Below are 16171 nucleotides of genomic sequence, written 5' to 3'. Positions count from 1 at the left end.
AGGATGACATGGCCTATATCGACTGCTTCCTGGCGCCGGTTCCACGCGCCAACCGCGCTGCCTATGAGGCGTTGGCGCGCATCTCGTGGGATGTGCTGAAGGACCACGGAGCGCTGGCCGTGACCGAATGCTGGCTCGACGAAGGCGGGCCGGATGCCGCGAGCTACCATGGCGCCGACGCGCGCCGCGAGGCCGCATCGTACGCCAGCTTCTTCGGTGCGGCCGGCGCGAAGGACGACGAGACCGTGGTCCTGTCCTGGGTCGAGTGGCCGGACAAGGCCGCGCGCGACGCCGGCATGGACAAGGTCACATCGGACCCGCGCATGCAGTTCGGCGACGGCCCCATGGTCTTCGACGGCGCCAGGCTGGTCGCGGGCGGCTTCCTGCCGATGCTGCGACGGACGGCGCCGGATCAGGGCTCTCGCGCCAGGCCCGCCTGACGAGACCACCAGCCGCTCTACTCCTTGATGGACGCAGCTTGACTCCACGTTCAATTTGTTCTTTAATTTCTGCATTAACAGAAATAAGTGAAGAAAATGAACCTGAGTCCGACCGCGCAGAAGTTCGTCCTGCACTGGGGCGAGATGGGCACGCGCTGGGGCGTGAACCGCACGGTGGCGCAGATCCACGCCCTGCTCTACCTCGCCGAGCGCCCGCTGAGCGCCGACGACATCGTCGAGACCCTGGGCGTGGCGCGCTCCAACGTCAGCAACAGCCTGAAGGAGCTGCAGAGCTGGAAGCTGGTGCGCGTGAGCCATGTGATGGGCGACCGGCGCGATCACTTCACGGCCCTGCAGGACGTCTGGGAAATCTTCCGCGTCATCCTCGAGGAGCGCAAGCGGCGCGAGATCGACCCGACCCTGAGCCTGCTGCGCGAATGCGCGATCGAAGGCTCGCAGGACAAGGAGCTCGAAGACGACACCCTGGCGCGCATGCAGGCGGTGCTCGACTTCCTCGAGCTGTTCAGCGCCACCTTCGAGGACTACCAGCGCCTGCCGCCGCAGACCCTGCAGAAGATGCTCAAGATGGGCGGCAAGGTGGCGCGCTTCCTGCCCGGCGCCAAGGAACGCCCATGAGCGCCGAACTCACCCTCTACTACGACGGCCGCTGCCCGTTCTGCGCCACCGAGATGGCGCGCCTGCAGTCCTGGAACGGCGCCGGACGCCTGGCCTTCGCCGACATCGCCGCCCCCGGCTTCGACCCCGCGCCGCTCGGCGTCGACATGGCGGCCCTGAACCGCGAATCGCACGCCCGCACGCGTGACGGCCGCCTGCTGGTGGGCATCGACAGCATCCTGGCCGCCTACACGCTGGTCGGCCGCGGGTGGCTGGTATGGCCGCTGCGCCTGCGCTGGCTGCGGCCGATCCTGTCCTGGGCCTACCGCGCCTTCGCCCGTCACCGCTACACGATGTCGCGCTGGCTCGGCTATCGCCTGCCGCCGCGCTGCGAAGACGGCGTTTGCCAATTGAAGCATCGCATTGAGGACACACCATGGAAAACGCCATGAATCAAGGCCCAATAAGAACCTGGGCGATCCGCTGGCTGCTCGCCGTCGCGGCGTTCCACGTGCTGGTCGGCGGCCTGCTGCCGTGGGTGGCGTCGAGCGCGCTGTTCGACCTCTATCACGCCGGCGTCACAAGCGCCTTCTGGCCAGTCGATCCTCCTGACCAGGCGCGCGGCATGCAGGCCTGGTGGCTGTCGCTGTTCGGGCCGACCGTGCTGTTGATGGCCTTGTGGATGATCGGCCTGATCCGCCTGGCCGACCGCCTGCGCCAGGCGCGCATCTGGCTGTGGCTGGCCGGCGGCCTGCTGCTGTGGGCGCCGCAGGACATGCTGGTGTCGCTGCGCGCCGGCTACTGGCCGCACGTCTGGATCGACCTGCTGGCGCTGGCCGCCATGCTGCCGCCCTTGTTCTGGCTCTGGCGCTACGACCGCGCCGTCGCCCTTGTCGGCGGGGAGCGCGCATGAACACCCACCTGCTGGCGCTGCAGCTGATGGCCGTGCAGGGCTGCCTCGGCGCCTTCGACACGCTGTATCACCATGAATTCGCCGAAGCCCTGCCCCAGCGCCCCGGCGCCCGGCGCGAGCTGGGCATCCATGCGCTGCGCGCCGCCATCTACGGCCTGCTGTTCGTCGGCCTGGCCGGCTGGGAGTGGCATGGCCTGTGGGCCGGGGTGCTGGCGGCGGCTTTCGCGCTCGAGATCGGGCTGACGCTGTGGGACTTCGTGGTGGAAGACCGCAGCCGCCTGCTGCCGGCCAGCGAGCGGGTCACCCACACCGTCCTGGCGATCAACGGCGGCGCCTTCATCGCCCTGCTGGCGCTGCAGCTGCCGGCATGGGCGGCCCAGCCGAGCGGATTCGCGTGGCAGCCGCAGGGCTGGCTGAGCGTGTTCCTGGCGCTGTGCGGAGCGGGCGTCGTCCTGTCCGGGCTGCGCGACCTGCTGGCCATGCGCCGCCTCGGCCGGCTCGGCGCACCTGCGCCGGCGGAGGCGGTCCGCTTCGATACCACACCGCGCACCGTGCTGGTGACCGGCGCCACCGGCTTCGTCGGCCAGCACCTGGTGCGCGCGCTACTGGCCGACGGCCATGCGGTGATCGCCCTGAGCCGCCAGCCCAGGCAGGCCGCCTGGCTGTTCGAGGGCCGGGTGCGCTGCATCGCGGCGCTCGACGAACTGGGGCCCGGCACGCCGGTCGACGTGGTGGTGAACCTGGCCGGCGCCCGCATCCTCGGCCCGCGCTGGAGCGCGCGGCGCCAGGCAGTGCTGCGCCGCAGCCGGGTCGCCCTGACCCAGGCGCTGGCCGACTGGATCGGCACGCTGGAGAGTAAACCCTTCCTGCTGCTGTCGGCGTCCGCCATCGGCTACTACGGCATCCAGCGCATCGGCGACGACACTCCCCTCGACGAAGCCGCCCCACCGCAGCCGGTGTTCATGTCGGCCCTGTGCCGCGAATGGGAAGACGCCGCCGGCGCCGCGGCGCGCCAGGGCACGCGGGTCGAGACCATGCGCTTCGGCCTGGTGCTGGGGATGGGCGGCGCGCTGCCGATGATGCTGCTGCCGGTGCTGCTGGGCCTGGGCGGTCCGCTCGGCGGCGGCCGCCAGTGGCTGTCCTGGATCCACGTGGACGACGTGGTGCGCGCCATGGCCCACCGCTGGCGGCGCGCGGCGGCCCGGCGCGATCCGCCGGTAGGCGCCAGCAACTTCACCGCGCCGGAGGCCGTCACGCAGAAGCAGTTCAGCCGCACCGCCGCGCGCGTCTGGCGCCGGCCGAGCTTCGTGCCGACGCCGGGGTGGCCGATGCGTCTCGCGATGGGAGAACAGGCCGACCTGCTGCTGGAAGGCCAGCGCGTGGCGCCCACGCGGCTGGAGCGGGAAGGCTTCGTGTTCCGCTATCCCCGCCTGGAAGCGGCGCTGCGCAGCCTGAAGTAAGCGGCTTACCGGCCCAGGATCTTGTCCAGCGCCTTGCCCCTGGCCAGTTCGTCGACCAACTTGTCGCGGTAGCGGATCTTGCGCATCAGCGGATCCTCGACCTCTTCGACCCGCACGCCGCACACCAGGCCAGTGATCAGCGCGGTATTCGGATGCATGGCCGGTGCCCCGTCGAAGAAGGCGCGGAAATCGGCCCCGGTGTCGAGCCGCGCTTGCAGGCCCGCCGCGTCCTGGCCGGTCAGCCACAGGATGATGCGGTCGACCTCATCGCGCGTCCGGCCCTTCCCCGGCGGAGCCGCGGTGAGCCGAACATCAGACCATGTCGGCGAAGCCCACGCGGTCGGTGGTGGCATGGCGGGCGTCCTCGACCCGCACCTTGTGCGAGGCGAGCAGGCCTTCCAGCGCGGCGTTCATGGTGTGGCAGCCGGGGTCGCGGCCCAGGTTCATGTGGGCGCGGATGGCGCCCACGTCGCCGCTCTCGATCATGCGCATCACGGCGCTGCTCGGGACCAGGCACTCGGTGGCCAGGTGGTAGCGGTTGCCCTCGCTCGAGGGCAGCAGGGCCTGGCACAGCACGCCGCGCAGCGCGTGCGCCAGCGCCTGGGCCTGGGCTTCGGAGTTGCCCAGCAGGCGCAGCATCTTCTGCAACCCCAGCTCGGTCGAGCGCGCGTGCAGGGTCGCGAACACCAGCGGCCCGGATTCGGCCAGGGCCAGCGCTTCCTGCGCCGTCTCGGCGTCGCGGATCTCGCCGATCACGATCACGTCCGGGCGCTCGCGCAGCGCGTCCAGGGCGCCCAGGTAGTAGCTCTCCACGTCCGCATCCTCGCCCACCTCGCGCTGGGTGATGATGCACTTGCGCTGCGGGATCAGGGTCTCGACCGGGTCTTCGATGGTGATGATGTGGCCCGAGCGCTGCTTGTTGATCTCGTCGATCATCGAGGCGATCGTGGTCGACTTGCCCTGGCAGGTGTCGCCGATGATCAGGACCAGGCCGCTGGAGAGGCGCGCGAATTCCTGCTCGTCCGGCCACAGGCCGAGCTCGGACAGCGCGATCGGCTCCTTCGGGAAGCGCCGGATCACGCAGCCCAGGCGCTTCTTGCCCTGGAAGCTGAAGCAGTTGGCGCGGATGCGCGCCGTGTGCAGGTCGATCGAACGGTCGAAGGCGCGCACCGCGATGCGCTCGTTCCAGTTCGGTTCGATCACGTCGAAGAATTCTTCCAGCTCTTCGCGCGTGATCGGCGAATCCGTCACCGCCACCAGGCCCTTGGGCTGGCGCAGCATCAGCGGGCTGTTCTGGTGAATGATGATGTCCGAGAACACCAGACGCGAATTCAGCAGGTGCAGGATCTGTTCGACCAGGGTCCCGAACACCGGATGGTCTTCGTTCTCGATATACGACAGGGTGGGAATCTGCGAGGACTGGTGGTATTCCATCTGGCCGGCACATGAATAATGATTAATCAGTGCCGGTCATTATAGAACCATGCCTACCCGAAAGATTGCAAAAGTGAAAGAAAATTGTTTAGCGTGTAAATGCCGCAACGATGCGCTCGCCGAACAATGTGATCGCGACGCCGATCGCCACCACGAAAGCCCCTGCCACCCGCACACCGGACACTTTTCTTACCGCCATATTGATCAGCCCAAAGTGGTCGATCGCCATCGAGGTGAGCAGCTGGCCGGCGATCACCAGCACGATCAGGCTTAAGAGGCCAATGCGCGGCGCCAGGAACACGGTGCCGAAGACGAAGGCGGCGCCGAGGAAGCCGCCGGCGAACTTCCAGAGCGGCTGGTTGGCCAGCGCCGCGAAGGTGGGGCCGAGGCCGCCGCGCGAGAGCGCCACGCCGCCCAGCACGATGGTGCCGCAGGCAAACGAGACAAAGGCGGCGACCACGGAATTGGCGCCGATCGAGGACGCCAGCTGGGTATTCACGGCCGCCTGGACCGACATGGCCATGCCGACGCAAAAGGCCATCAAGAGGAAAATCAGGTTCATGCGTGCTCCACCCGGCACCATGCCGGGTCAAAAAGCGCACGATTCTAGTGCAAATGGCGCGTTCGGGATAGGGACGCACGCCCGCTTGTCCGGTTGACGCGCATTCCAGGGCGCGCTGTGCGCAATCCGTCGCATCGGGCCGGCGGTTTGCGCGGCGTTCATCTAGGATGAGCCAATCGACAATCACCACACCTTCCGGAGACCGCCATGACGACACCTTCCCGCCTTAACCTGCGCACCCTGATGCTCCCGGCCGCGCTGGCCGCCGCCCTCGCCTGCGCCGCAGCGCCCAGCGTGGCCGGCAACTGGTCCTGGGGCGGCGAGCGGGTCGAGGGCAGCGGCGTGATCAAGCGCCAGGCGCGCCAGGTCGGGCGCTTCGACGGCCTGGCGCTGGAATTGCCGGGCAAGCTCGAACTGCGCATGGGCGACAGCGAAGGCGTCACCATCGAGACCGACGACAATGTGCTGCCGCTGGTCGAGACTGTGGTTGAGAACGGCATGCTGAAGATCCGCCCGTCCAAACGCAACCTGAACCTGCGCACCAGGAACCTGCGGATCGTCGTCAATGCGCGCAACATTGAACGCTTGGCGCTGGGCGGATCGGGCTCGATCGTGGCCGACGCGCTACGCGCGCCGCGCCTGGACATCGACCTGGGCGGCTCCGGCGACATCGATGTGCGCGCAATCGAGAGCGGCGCGCTGACGGTGAGCCTGGGCGGCAGCGGCAACTTCAAGGCCGGCGGCGGCAAGACCCGCAAGCTGTCGGTCGCGATCGGCGGCTCGGGCACCGTCGACATGGGCAACCTGCAGTCGGACAGCGCCAGCATCAGCGTCGCGGGCTCGGGCGACGCCACCGTGTGGGCAAGGGATGCATTGAGCGTGACGATCGCCGGCTCGGGCGACGTCAAGTATTACGGTGACCCGCGCGTGAGCAAGTCGACGGTGGGCTCGGGCGAGGCGCGCCGGATCGCGGCGGCGCCGCGTTGATCAATGGCCGGAATGGGCGCTGTAGGACAGCGGCCGCACCGGCGCCGCCACCTTCACATCCTGCTTCTTGCCCGCCGCATCCTGCACGGTGAGGGTGATGGCGACATTCTCGCCTTCCTTCACCTGGCGCTTCAGGTCGAACAGCATCACGTGGTAGCCGCCGCTGGCCAGGTTCACCGGCTTGCCCGCTGGCAGGTCGATGCCGTCGACCCGGCGCATGCGCATGGTCTGGCCATCCATCGCCATCTCGTGCAGCTCGGCGCGGCCGGCCACGTCGGCCTGCACGCCGACCAGGCGCGCGGGCGCCGCCGACTGCACGCGCATGAAGGCGCCGGTCGCCTTCTGGGCCGGCACGGTGGCGCGCACCCAGGGGTCGGACACGCTCACCTGGGCGGACACGGAGGCGGACAGCAGGCTGGCGAAGGCAAAGGTGAAGGCGAAAAACTGACGTTTCATGGCGCGTGTCAAGAATGAAGTGAACGGAAAATTATAGCCTCAAGGCCCGCCGCGCAGGTATTCGCGCTCGACCAGCACGGTGTCGACGCCGTCGGTCAGCCACACCTGCCCGTCCTGGATCGTGCACTGCAGCTGCATATTGCGCTTGGCCATGCGCTCGAGCTGGACGCTGGCCTCGTTCGGGATGTTCACCACCGAGACATTCTTCGCCCGGTCGATGCCCTTGGCCAGGCCCTTGAACCAGATGTCGCTGGTGGCGCTGTAGCTGTACACGATCACCTGTTCCGAGCGGCCGGCGGCTTTCAACAGGCGCTTCTCGTCGGGCTGGCCGACCTCGATCCAGAGCTGGATCGCGCCGGTCAGGTCCTTCAGCCACATGGCCGGCTCCTCGACGTCGAACAGGTCCTTGGTGAAAGACAGCGCCTCGTGGGCGTGCAGGGCGAAGGCCAGCACGCGGATCATCACGCGCTCGTCGGTCTCGGACGGGTGGCGCGCGATGGTGAGGCTGTGGTCGCCGTAGTAGTTGCGGTCCATGTCGGCGATCGACAGGTCGGCTTTGTAGATGGTTGCTTTGAGCGCCATGGTGCGAAATCGGTGGAAGGAATAGCCCGCTATTGTCGCACGCGCCGCGCCGGCTTGTTGCGGAAACGGTATAGTCACGTTGCCAACACCATTCCGGAGACCCAGCCATGACCAATGCATTCCCGCCCAACCAGCAATTCCGCCTCGCCGCCCGCCCCACCGGCATGCCGCGCCGGGAAGACTGGGATTTCCACGAAGAGGCGGTCGGCGAAGCCCCGGAAGGCGGGATCGTCGTCAAGGTGCTCTACCTGTCGCTCGATCCGGCCATGCGCGGCTGGATGAACGAAGGCAAATCCTACATCCGCCCGGTGGCGATCGGCGAAGTCATGCGCGCCGGCGGCCTGGGTGTCGTGGTGGCCTCGAAGTCGCCGCGCTTCGCCGTGGGCGACCACGTGGCCGGCGGCACCGGCGTGCAGCGCTACTGGGCCGGCCAGGCCGACGACAAGACCGCCGCCTTCGTGAAGATCGACCCGCAGGCCGCGCCCCTGACGGCCTGGCTGAACACCCTCGGCATGCCCGGCATGACCGCCTTTTTCGGGCTGCGCGAAGTCGGCCAGCCGAAGGCCGGCGAGACCGTGGTGGTCTCGGGCGCGGCCGGCGCGGTCGGCATGACGGTGGGCCAGGTGGCGAAGAAGATGGGTTGCCGGGTGGTCGGGATCGCGGGCGGCGCGGACAAATGCCGCTTCGTGGTCGAGGAACTCGGCTTCGACGCCTGCATCGACTACAAGGCCGGTTCCGTGCATGCGGGCTTGAAGGAACATTGCCCGCAGGGCGTGGACGTCTACTTCGACAACGTCGGCGGCGAGATCCTCGACGCGGTCCTCACCCGCATCAACATGAAGGCGCGCATCGTGATCTGCGGCGCGATCTCGCAGTACAACGCCACCGACAAGGTGAAGGGCCCGGCCAACTACCTGGCGCTGCTGGTGAACCGTGCGCGCATGGAAGGCATGGTCGTGTTCGACTACGCGCCGCGCTATGCCGAGGGCGTGGCGCAGCTGGCGCAGTGGATGCGCGAAGGCAGCGTCAGGAGCGTCGAATACGTGACCGAGGGCTTCGAGCGCTTCCCGGACGCGCTGCTGATGCTCTTCGAGGGCAAGAACCTCGGCAAACTGGTGCTGAAGGTGGCCGAGGCCTGATCCGCGCTGACAAGGTGGCGCGCATGTGATGTGCGCCACCTCCCCTTCTTCTTGCGGGAACTTCCTCTCGTGCCAAGGGTCTACGGGGTTTCGGCGCATGCGCGCGCCGCTCCCGACGCTTCACGAGGTGACCATGGCTTTTCCTTCGTCCTCCAGCAATCCTGCCGCCGCGTGCCGGCGCTAGCGGGAGGCGCCATGCACCGCTTCCACGATGCCGGCATGCCGCTGCCGGCCGAGGTCCCGGGCGGCATCCTGGCCCTGCTGCGCGCCGAACACGCGCACGTGCGCGCCCTGTTCCACAGCTTCGCCATGCTCGACCCGGAAGAAGAGGCCGAGCGCGAGCGCCTGGTCGACGAGCTGTGCCAGGAACTGCTGCTGCACGCCACGCTCGAGGAAGAACTGTTCTATCCGGCGCTGCGCGAATCGGCCGGCGACGCCCTGCTCGACGACGCTGCCCTCGAACACGACAGCGCGCGCGAACTCATCCTCCAGCTCGAGTCCCTGTTCCCGGGCGACGATTATTTCGACGCCACGGTCGCGGTGCTGGCCGAGGAAGTGGCGCACCACGTGGCGCGCGAAGAGACCCTGCTGTTTCCGCTGCTGGTGCGCGCCGGCGCCGACCAAGCCCTGCTCGGCGAACGCCTGCGCGCGCGCCGCCTGCAGCTGGAAGCCGACCTGGCGGCGCCGCCGGCCGGCATCGACGGTCTGGAGCCGCGCGGCCTGCTGCGCGACGCGGTACGCGGCCTGCGCGAACGGCGTACGCGCCCACGCTAGGTTCCGAACCATGCGAACGGAACTAACCTTCCTTGCCTGCCTCTAAACGGCACGAGCGCATCCATAGGGCGCTCGCGGGTTCCCACATCGATCAGGGCAGACAAGGAGAACGACATGGCGACAAGCAAAGAGAGCGGCAAGGGCGCGGGCAGCCAGGCGGGCAACGGGTCCGGCAGCGCGCAGAAGAGCGGCGGCCAGGCGCCGGCCAAGCGCGGTTTCGCGGCGATGGACCAGAACCAGCAGCGCGAGATCGCCAGCAAGGGCGGCCAGGCGGCGCACCAGAAGGGCACGGCGCACGAATTCGATTCCGAGGAAGCGCGCCGCGCCGGCCAGAAAGGCGGCGAGGCCGTGAGCCGCAACCGCGCCCACATGGCCGACATCGGGCGCAAGGGCGGCGAGAGCCGGCAATCGGCGCAGCGCGCCGCCGCGGCGGCGAAGAATGCCGGTAACCGGCAGGGAGAAAAGGAGAGCTGACACGCGCTCCAAATGGCGCGTTCTTCGTAGGGTGAGCGGTCCTCCGCCCATCCTATAACTGCCGTTCACTTTACTCATGGGGCCGTGCTACAGTATCGGCCCCATGCACAAACTCCCCTACCTCAGCGGCTACCCCGACACCCTGCGCACCCAGGTCATGCAACTGGTCGACGCCGGCCGCCTCGGCGAGGTGCTGCTGCAGCGCTATCCCGACGCCCACGGCATCCGCACCGACCGCGCCCTGTACGACTATGTGCAGGACCTCAAGGGCGACTACCTGCGCCAGGCCGCGCCGGTGTCGAAGGTCGCCTACGACAGCAAGATCCACGTGGTGCAGCACGCCCTCGGCCTGCACACGGCGATATCGCGGGTCCAGGGCAGCAAGCTCAAGGCCAAGCACGAGATCCGCGTCGCCAGCGTGTTCCGCGACGGCCCCCTGCCCTTCCTGCGCATGATTGCCGTGCACGAGCTGGCCCACCTCAAGGAAAAAGAGCACGACAAGGCCTTCTACAAGCTGTGCTGCTGGATGGAGCCGGAGTACCACCAGCTCGAGTTCGACCTGCGCCTCTACCTCACCTGGCTCGACCTGGGCGGACGGCGGCTGTGGGCGGGCGACGAGAGCGCGGCGGGTCGCGTTGCCATCTCACAACAATGATTGTCAGATCGATATCCGAGGCATTCAAAATCTCGACTTTGTTAATTGCCTTAGGTAAAGTTTGAAACAGTGCGCCACGACGCACATCCAGACTCCTTCGGCCGCCAGGCCATGATTTCGACGATGACGTACCCGACCTCCCGTTCCGGCAGCGCGCTGCCGGCCTCCCTGATTTGCGCTGTCCTTGCCGGCCTGCTCGCCGCGACCAACGCGTGCGCGGCCGACACGGCCGATGCCGCGGGCCCGAGCTGGAAATTCTCCGGCTTCGGCACCCTCGGCGCCGTGCACGCCGACACCCGCGAGGCCGACTACACCTCGACCGTGATGCACGCCACCGGCGCCGGGCGCAGCGCGCCCTGGAGCGTGGAAGTCGACAGCCGCCTCGGGGCCCAGCTCGACGTCGCGCGCGGTCCCTGGTCGGCCGTGCTGCAAGTGGTCAGCGAACAGGACCTGGAAGGCGGCTACGCGCCGCGCGTCGAATGGGCCAACGTCAAGTACCAGGCCACGCCGGACCTGGTGATCCGCCTCGGCCGCATCGCGCTGCCGGTGTTCCTGGCGGCCGACTACCGCAAGGTCGGCTACACCCTGCCCTGGGTGCGCACGCCGGTCGAGGTCTACGGCAGCCTGCCGATCTCCAGCAGCGACGGCGTCGACGCCACCTGGCGCTGGAGCGGCGGCGCGCTGCGCCACGCGACCCAGGTGTTCTGGGGCCATACCGACACCCACCTGTACGAGGACCGCCGCCTGCATGCGCGCGGCATCGTCGGCCTGTCGCACAGCATCGAGGGCGGCGCCCTGAGCCTGCGCCTGTCGGCCCTCACCGCCCACCTCACCACCGGCGTCGGCGCCGACCTGTTCCAGGCCTTGCGCGCCTTCGGCCCCCAGGGCCGGGCGCTGGCGGCGCGCTATGCGATCGAGGACAAGCGCGTCAGCATGGCCAGCATCGGCGCCAGCTACGACCCGGGCGCCTGGTTCCTGAACGCCGAGATCGGCCGCGCCAATACCGATTCGCTGCTGGGCCGCACCACCGCGATGTACGTCGGCGGCGGCGTGCGCCGGGGCAGCCTGACGCCCTACGCCGGCTACGCCAGGGTGCGCGCCCACGGCGCCACCAGCGACCCCGGCCTGCAGCTGGCCGCGCTGCCCGCGGGCGCCAGGAGCGCCGCGGCCGCGGTCAACCTCGCCCTCAACACCTACCTGGCGACGATCCCGCAGCAATCCACCGCCAGCGCCGGCCTGCGCTGGGACGTGCTGGACAACGTCGCCCTCAAGGCCCAGTACGACCGGGTGGTCCCAGGCGCCGGCTCGCGCGGCAGCCTGATCAACCCGAGCCGCGACTTCCGCCCGGGGCACGGCATCCACGTGACCAGCCTCGCGCTGGACTTCGTGTTCTGAGGCGGCGCATGATGGATCGCATCCGCCTCCTGCACCGCACTTGCGCCCTGCTGCTGGCGCTGGCCGCCGCCGACGCCAGCGCCGAGCTGGTGGTGATCGTGTCGGCGCGCAGCCAGGCCCCGGCCCTGAATGGCGACCAGGTAGCCGCGATCTTCCTCGGCCAGTCGGGACGCTTTCCCGGCGGGCTGGAGGCGGTGGCGCTCGACCAGCGCCTCGGCTCGCCCGAGCGCGACGGCTTCTACCAGCAGGTGACCGGCAAGACCCCGGCCCTGCTCAAGGCGCACTGGTCGAAGATGGTGTTCACCGGCCGCGGCCAGCCGCCGCGCGAAGCGCCCGACAGCGCCAGCGTGCGCCGCATGGTGGCCGAGAACCCGTCGATGATCGGCTATATCGACCGCGCCGCGCTGGACGCCAGCGTGCGTCCGGTGCTGGTGCTGCGCTGACATGGGCCGCTTCTCGCTCCGGATGCGCGCCGTACGCGCCCCTCGGGTCGACGGCCGCCGCGCCGCCCTGGTGCGCCTGCTCGGGCGCGCCCTCGAGACCCACGTCGCGCTGCCGCTGTTCGCCCTGCTGCTGGTGGCGGCGCTGTGGGCCGGGACCCTGCACATGGTGCGCCAGGAGGAATCAGCGGCGCGCGCGGCGGCGGTCGAGGCCACGCGCGAACTGGTCGACACCTATGAAGCGCAGATGGCGCGCAGCCTGAGCGGCATCGACCAGACCCTGCGCGTGCTGCAGTACGCGGTCGAGATGAACGGACCCGGCGCGGCGCTCGGCGCCATGAGCGCCAAGGGCCTGCTGCCGCCGAGCGTGGTGTTCCGGGTCGCGATCATCGGCGCCGACGGGCGCGTGCTGGCCGCCAACCCCGCCGTGCGGCGCGGCAGCGACGTCTCGCATGCGCCCTGGTTCGCGGTGCACCGCGAGCGCGTCTCGCACATGCCCTTCGTGAGCGAGACCATCGGCCGGCGCGAGCCGCACGTGGTGTTCTCGCGCCGCATCGACGACGCCGCCGGCCGCTTCGCCGGCGTGGCCAGCGTGGCGGTCGACCCGGCCTTCTTCACCAGTTCCTACGAACGCTCGCGCCAGGGCGAGCGCGGCCTGCTCGGCGTGGCCGGCGAGGATGGCGTGGTGCGCGCCGTGCGCATCGGCGACGCCGTCTCCTGGGGCCAGCGCATCGCGCCGGATGCCATCGACGGGGTGGCGCTGGGCCGCGACGGGATCGACGGCGAAGTGCGCTACACCAGCGCCCGCGCCCTGAACGGCTTCCCGCTGGTGGCCGTGGTCGGCCTGTCCGAGGCCGAGCAGATGGCCGTTTTTGCCCAGGGGCGCCGCGCCTGGCTGCTCGGGGCCGGCGCCGGCACCGCGCTCCTGGTGCTGGTGGTGTCGCTGGTGAGCGCCTGGTCCTGGCAGCTGGCCAAGGCGAAGAAGCGCGAGCGCCGCGCGCAGGAGACCTACGCCGCCGCCTCCGAAGCCAGCCCCGACGCCTTCTTCGTGCTGCGCACCGTGCGCGCGCCGAACGGCGCGCTGCTCGACTTCCTGATCGAGACCACCAACGGCCGCGCCGAGCAGCTCACCGGTCTGCCGAAGGCCGCGATGGAGGGCAGGCGCATGTCGGTGCTGCTGCCGGCGTATCTTGGCGCCGCCATCTTCGACGACCTGGCGGCGGTGGCCGGCGACGGCGTGGCGCGCGAAGCCGAATGGCTGGCGCACCTGGCGCCCGCGGCCGGGCGCTGGCTGCAGCGCCAGGTGGTGCCGGTCGAGGGCGGCGTGGTGACGATCGTGCGCGACATCACCGAGCGCAAGCTCGCCGAGCAGCGCATCCGCCACCTGGCCCACCACGACGAACTCACCGGCCTGCCGAACCGCAGCCTGCTGCGCGACCGCCTCGGCCAGGCCATCCGCGAGGCCGAGCGCAAGGGCGGCAGCGTGGGCCTGGCCTTCATCGACCTGGACGGCTTCAAGCTGGTCAACGATGGCCTCGGCCACAACGCCGGCGACGAACTGCTGAAGGTGGTGGGCGAGCGCATGGCGCAGTGCCTGCGCCGCAGCGACACCCTGGCGCGCTTCGGCGGCGACGAATTCGTGATCCTGCTGCCGGATTCCTCTAGCGACCCGCTGGCGCTCACGCCGCTGCTGGAAAAGGTGCGCCAGGCGGTCACCGAGCCGGTCGACGTCGAGGGCCAGGAAGTCCAGGTCAGCTGCAGCATGGGCGTGGTACTCTATCCGCGTGACGGCCTGGATGCCAATACCCTCATGATGAACGCCGATGCGGCGATGTACCGCGCCAAGGAAAACAAGAACAGTTTCCAGTTCTATGCGAGCGAGATGAACGCCAGCATGGAGGAAAAGCTGGTGCTGCTGGAGGGTATGCGCAGTGCATTGGACGCGTGTAATGGCGGGCCCTGCGCGGGCGCCTGCCAGTTCCAGCTGCTGTACCAGCCCAAGGTCGACCTGAGGAGCGGCCGCCTGTTCGGGGTCGAGGCCCTGATCCGCTGGAACCATCCCGAGCACGGCCAGATCTCGCCGCTGCGCTTCATCGGCCTGGCCGAGGAGAGCGGCCTGATCGTCCCGCTGGGCGACTGGGTGCTGCGCACCGCCTGCGCCCAGGTCGAGGCCTGGCGCGCCGCCGGGCTGCCCGAGCTGGCGGTGTCGGTCAACGTCTCGGCCCGCCAGTTCGAGGAAAAGCGCCTGGTCGAACGCATCGCCGGCGCCCTGCGCGACAGCGGCCTGGCGCCGCGCCAGCTGGAGGTCGAGGTCACCGAGAGCGCGATCATGCGCGACCTCGGACGCGCGGTCGAAAAGATGCGCGAGATCGAGGCGATGGGCGTGGCGCTGTCGATCGACGACTTCGGCACCGGCTACTCGAGCCTGTCGGCGCTGAAGTCCTTCCCGATCAGCCGCCTGAAGATCGACAAGAGCTTCGTGGCCGACCTCGCCCACTGCGGCGACGACCAGGCGATCGCGATGGCCGTGATCTCGCTCGGCCACAAGCTCGGCCTGCGCGTGATCGCCGAAGGCGTCGAGACCGAGGAGCAGCGCGCCTTTTTGCGCGCCAACGATTGCGACGAGATGCAGGGCTATCTGTACAGCCGTCCGGTGCCGCCGGAACGCATCGCCGAACTACTGGCCGGGCAAGCGCAATCCGCTGCCGGGGCCGCCGCCATGGAGACTGCATGAAGCGATTGCGCCGCCTCGTCGAACTGGTCTGCGGGGTCGATCCCGGCCTGCGCCGCATGCTGCACTACTGGGCCGCCACCTGCCTGCTGTACGTGGCCTGCATCGTCCAGATCCTGGTCCAGATCGACCACGGCTTCAGCGACCCGGCGGTGGCGCATCCCCTGATCCGCTACGGCTGCGCGGTCGCCGCCGGCTTCTACCTCCTGATCCGCTTCAGCGCCCGCATCGGCCTCAAGCCCGACCAGCTGGCCGTGTCCCAGGCGCTGTTCTCGCTGGTGTGCACCATGTTCCTGTACGCGATCTCGGGCCCGCTGCGCGGCGCCACCCTGGTGATGACGGTGGTGGTGATCGCCTTCTGCATGTTCGCCGCGCGCCCGCGCCAGACCCTGATGCTGTCGCTCACGGCGCTGGCCGGCATGGGCGCCACCATGTGGTACCTGGCCGCCTCGGACCCGGCGCGCTTCCCGCCGGCGCAGGAGGCGCAGAGCTTCGGCTACCTGGCCGCCGCCCTGCTCTCCACGGCGCTCCTGAGCGGCGAGATGCACAAGCTGCGCTCGCGCCTGAAGCACCAGCGGCGCGAACTGTCCGACGCCCTCGACACCATCCGCGTGCTGGCCACGGTCGACGAACTGACCTCGCTGGTGAACCGGCGCCGCATGCACGAGGTGCTGGCGGCCGAGGAACGGCGCCAGCCGTCCACGCGCGGCACCTGCATCGCCCTGCTCGACATGGATTTCTTCAAGCAGGTCAACGACCAGTGCGGCCACGCCGCCGGCGACAGCGTGCTGCGCTGCTTCTCGCAGGCGGCGCGCGCCTGCCTGCGCGGCGAGGACGTGCTGGCGCGCTGGGGCGGCGAGGAATTCCTGCTGCTGTTGCCGGACGCCTCGCTGGACGACGCGCGCGGCGTGCTGGAACGGATGCTGGACGGCGTGCACGCGATGCCGGTGCCGGGCGTCGAGGACCGCCGCATCAGCTTCTCGGCGGGCCTGGCCACGCGCCAGCCGGGCGAGCCCTTCGCCGACGCCATCCACCGCGCCGACAAGGCGCTGTACCGGGCCAAGGAAGAAGGACGCGACCGCATCGTGTCGGCCTGAACGCGCGCGCCCGCATC

At 69.4% G+C, this 16171-nt stretch carries 19 protein-coding genes; 14 read left to right on the top strand and 5 right to left on the bottom strand.

Annotated features, from left to right (window positions below; all coding sequences use genetic code 11):
- The first annotated feature begins 8 nt into the window (after positions 1–8).
- From LQ564_RS07280 to LQ564_RS07260, 5 genes are all read left to right on the top strand, one after another.
- Positions 9–440, top strand: coding sequence for a DUF1428 domain-containing protein (locus LQ564_RS07280; RefSeq protein ID WP_231057451.1), 432 nt, complete (start codon positions 9–11; stop codon positions 438–440).
- A 96-nt stretch (positions 441–536) separates the two neighbouring features.
- Positions 537–1076: a GbsR/MarR family transcriptional regulator gene (locus LQ564_RS07275; RefSeq protein ID WP_231057450.1), complete on the top strand. Its 540-nt coding sequence runs from the start codon at positions 537–539 to the stop codon at positions 1074–1076.
- Positions 1073–1507 carry a thiol-disulfide oxidoreductase DCC family protein gene (locus LQ564_RS07270; protein ID WP_231057449.1) on the top strand — a complete coding sequence of 145 codons (435 nt, stop codon included), beginning with the start codon at positions 1073–1075 and terminating at the stop codon, positions 1505–1507. The genes LQ564_RS07275 and LQ564_RS07270 overlap by 4 nt, the downstream gene beginning before the upstream one ends.
- The gene (locus LQ564_RS07265) at positions 1504–1968 is read left to right on the top strand and encodes a cell division protein (RefSeq protein ID WP_231057448.1); all 465 of its coding nucleotides are present in this window, start codon (positions 1504–1506) and stop codon (positions 1966–1968) included. Before LQ564_RS07270 ends, LQ564_RS07265 begins: the two co-directional genes overlap by 4 nt.
- Positions 1965–3428 (top strand): TIGR01777 family oxidoreductase, encoded by a 1464-nt coding sequence (locus LQ564_RS07260; RefSeq protein WP_231057447.1) that lies wholly within the window; start codon positions 1965–1967, stop codon positions 3426–3428. The genes LQ564_RS07265 and LQ564_RS07260 overlap by 4 nt, the downstream gene beginning before the upstream one ends.
- A 5-nt stretch (positions 3429–3433) precedes the next feature.
- Here the strand turns inward: LQ564_RS07260 and LQ564_RS07255 are convergent, their stop codons facing one another.
- The 3 genes from LQ564_RS07255 to LQ564_RS07245 form a co-directional block, all read right to left on the bottom strand.
- On the bottom strand, positions 3434–3781 hold the full coding sequence (locus LQ564_RS07255) for a DUF2200 domain-containing protein (protein WP_231057446.1): 348 nt from the start codon (positions 3779–3781) through the stop codon (positions 3434–3436).
- Positions 3741–4862, bottom strand: coding sequence for a type IV pilus twitching motility protein PilT (locus LQ564_RS07250; protein WP_231057445.1), 1122 nt, complete (start codon positions 4860–4862; stop codon positions 3741–3743). The genes LQ564_RS07255 and LQ564_RS07250 overlap by 41 nt, the downstream gene beginning before the upstream one ends.
- 88 nt (positions 4863–4950) lie before the next feature.
- Complete coding sequence (locus LQ564_RS07245) at positions 4951–5424, bottom strand: DMT family transporter (protein ID WP_231057444.1); 474 nt, start codon at positions 5422–5424, stop codon at positions 4951–4953.
- Positions 5425–5631: 207 nt separating this feature from the next.
- On the opposite strand from LQ564_RS07245, the gene LQ564_RS07240 reads away from it, so the two are divergent.
- Positions 5632–6411 carry a head GIN domain-containing protein gene (locus LQ564_RS07240; protein ID WP_231057443.1) on the top strand — a complete coding sequence of 260 codons (780 nt, stop codon included), beginning with the start codon at positions 5632–5634 and terminating at the stop codon, positions 6409–6411.
- Here the strand turns inward: LQ564_RS07240 and LQ564_RS07235 are convergent, their stop codons facing one another.
- The gene (locus LQ564_RS07235; protein WP_231057442.1) at positions 6412–6867 is read right to left on the bottom strand and encodes a copper chaperone PCu(A)C; all 456 of its coding nucleotides are present in this window, start codon (positions 6865–6867) and stop codon (positions 6412–6414) included.
- A gap of 39 nt (positions 6868–6906) precedes the next feature.
- A complete protein-coding gene (locus tag LQ564_RS07230) occupies positions 6907–7449 on the bottom strand; it encodes a YaeQ family protein (RefSeq protein ID WP_231057441.1) in 543 nt (180 codons plus the stop codon).
- Positions 7450–7556: 107 nt separating this feature from the next.
- Here LQ564_RS07230 and LQ564_RS07225 point away from each other — a divergent pair, with 107 nt between their 5' ends.
- The 8 genes from LQ564_RS07225 to LQ564_RS07190 all read left to right on the top strand — a co-directional run bounded on the left by LQ564_RS07225 (position 7557) and on the right by LQ564_RS07190 (position 16154).
- On the top strand, positions 7557–8588 hold the full coding sequence (locus LQ564_RS07225) for an NADP-dependent oxidoreductase (protein WP_231057440.1): 1032 nt from the start codon (positions 7557–7559) through the stop codon (positions 8586–8588).
- Positions 8589–8783: 195 nt separating this feature from the next.
- A complete protein-coding gene (locus LQ564_RS07220) occupies positions 8784–9362 on the top strand; it encodes a hemerythrin domain-containing protein (protein WP_231057439.1) in 579 nt (192 codons plus the stop codon).
- 114 nt (positions 9363–9476) lie between these two features.
- Positions 9477–9836: a KGG domain-containing protein gene (locus tag LQ564_RS07215; protein ID WP_231057438.1), complete on the top strand. Its 360-nt coding sequence runs from the start codon at positions 9477–9479 to the stop codon at positions 9834–9836.
- Positions 9837–9939: 103 nt separating this feature from the next.
- Complete coding sequence (locus LQ564_RS07210; protein WP_231057437.1) at positions 9940–10491, top strand: M48 family metallopeptidase; 552 nt, start codon at positions 9940–9942, stop codon at positions 10489–10491.
- 123 nt (positions 10492–10614) lie between these two features.
- Positions 10615–11886 (top strand): hypothetical protein, encoded by a 1272-nt coding sequence (locus tag LQ564_RS07205; protein ID WP_231057436.1) that lies wholly within the window; start codon positions 10615–10617, stop codon positions 11884–11886.
- Between the two features lie 8 nt (positions 11887–11894).
- A complete protein-coding gene (locus LQ564_RS07200; RefSeq protein ID WP_231057435.1) occupies positions 11895–12329 on the top strand; it encodes a phosphate ABC transporter substrate-binding protein in 435 nt (144 codons plus the stop codon).
- A 1-nt stretch (position 12330) separates the two neighbouring features.
- Complete coding sequence (locus tag LQ564_RS07195) at positions 12331–15060, top strand: bifunctional diguanylate cyclase/phosphodiesterase (protein ID WP_231057434.1); 2730 nt, start codon at positions 12331–12333, stop codon at positions 15058–15060.
- On the top strand, positions 15057–16154 hold the full coding sequence (locus LQ564_RS07190) for a GGDEF domain-containing protein (RefSeq protein ID WP_231057433.1): 1098 nt from the start codon (positions 15057–15059) through the stop codon (positions 16152–16154). Before LQ564_RS07195 ends, LQ564_RS07190 begins: the two co-directional genes overlap by 4 nt.
- The last annotated feature ends 17 nt before the right edge of the window (positions 16155–16171 follow it).

The organism is Massilia phyllostachyos (assembly GCF_021044825.1).
Classification (GTDB): domain Bacteria; phylum Pseudomonadota; class Gammaproteobacteria; order Burkholderiales; family Burkholderiaceae_D; genus Telluria; species Telluria phyllostachyos.
Note: the sequence above shows the minus strand (reverse complement) of the source record. Positions and strands in the feature narration are given on the sequence as shown.

Bases quoted from the DNA above. Each gene is read 5' to 3' on its own strand.
- LQ564_RS07210 (WP_231057437.1), top strand. From the start codon at position 9,940: ATGCACAAACTCCCCTACCTCAGCGGCTACCCCGACACCCTGCGCACC.
- LQ564_RS07195 (WP_231057434.1), top strand. From the start codon at position 12,331: ATGGGCCGCTTCTCGCTCCGGATGCGCGCCGTACGCGCCCCTCGGGTC.
- LQ564_RS07225 (WP_231057440.1), top strand. From the start codon at position 7,557: ATGACCAATGCATTCCCGCCCAACCAGCAATTCCGCCTCGCCGCCCGC.
- LQ564_RS07220 (WP_231057439.1), top strand. From the start codon at position 8,784: ATGCACCGCTTCCACGATGCCGGCATGCCGCTGCCGGCCGAGGTCCCG.
- LQ564_RS07200 (WP_231057435.1), top strand. From the start codon at position 11,895: ATGATGGATCGCATCCGCCTCCTGCACCGCACTTGCGCCCTGCTGCTG.
- LQ564_RS07270 (WP_231057449.1), top strand. From the start codon at position 1,073: ATGAGCGCCGAACTCACCCTCTACTACGACGGCCGCTGCCCGTTCTGC.
- LQ564_RS07275 (WP_231057450.1), top strand. From the start codon at position 537: ATGAACCTGAGTCCGACCGCGCAGAAGTTCGTCCTGCACTGGGGCGAG.
- LQ564_RS07190 (WP_231057433.1), top strand. From the start codon at position 15,057: ATGAAGCGATTGCGCCGCCTCGTCGAACTGGTCTGCGGGGTCGATCCC.
- LQ564_RS07230 (WP_231057441.1), bottom strand. From the start codon at position 7,449: ATGGCGCTCAAAGCAACCATCTACAAAGCCGACCTGTCGATCGCCGAC.
- LQ564_RS07260 (WP_231057447.1), top strand. From the start codon at position 1,965: ATGAACACCCACCTGCTGGCGCTGCAGCTGATGGCCGTGCAGGGCTGC.
- LQ564_RS07245 (WP_231057444.1), bottom strand. From the start codon at position 5,424: ATGAACCTGATTTTCCTCTTGATGGCCTTTTGCGTCGGCATGGCCATG.
- LQ564_RS07255 (WP_231057446.1), bottom strand. From the start codon at position 3,781: ATGCCACCACCGACCGCGTGGGCTTCGCCGACATGGTCTGATGTTCGG.
- LQ564_RS07250 (WP_231057445.1), bottom strand. From the start codon at position 4,862: ATGGAATACCACCAGTCCTCGCAGATTCCCACCCTGTCGTATATCGAG.
- LQ564_RS07205 (WP_231057436.1), top strand. From the start codon at position 10,615: ATGACGTACCCGACCTCCCGTTCCGGCAGCGCGCTGCCGGCCTCCCTG.
- LQ564_RS07235 (WP_231057442.1), bottom strand. From the start codon at position 6,867: ATGAAACGTCAGTTTTTCGCCTTCACCTTTGCCTTCGCCAGCCTGCTG.
- LQ564_RS07240 (WP_231057443.1), top strand. From the start codon at position 5,632: ATGACGACACCTTCCCGCCTTAACCTGCGCACCCTGATGCTCCCGGCC.
- LQ564_RS07280 (WP_231057451.1), top strand. From the start codon at position 9: ATGGCCTATATCGACTGCTTCCTGGCGCCGGTTCCACGCGCCAACCGC.
- LQ564_RS07265 (WP_231057448.1), top strand. From the start codon at position 1,504: ATGAATCAAGGCCCAATAAGAACCTGGGCGATCCGCTGGCTGCTCGCC.
- LQ564_RS07215 (WP_231057438.1), top strand. From the start codon at position 9,477: ATGGCGACAAGCAAAGAGAGCGGCAAGGGCGCGGGCAGCCAGGCGGGC.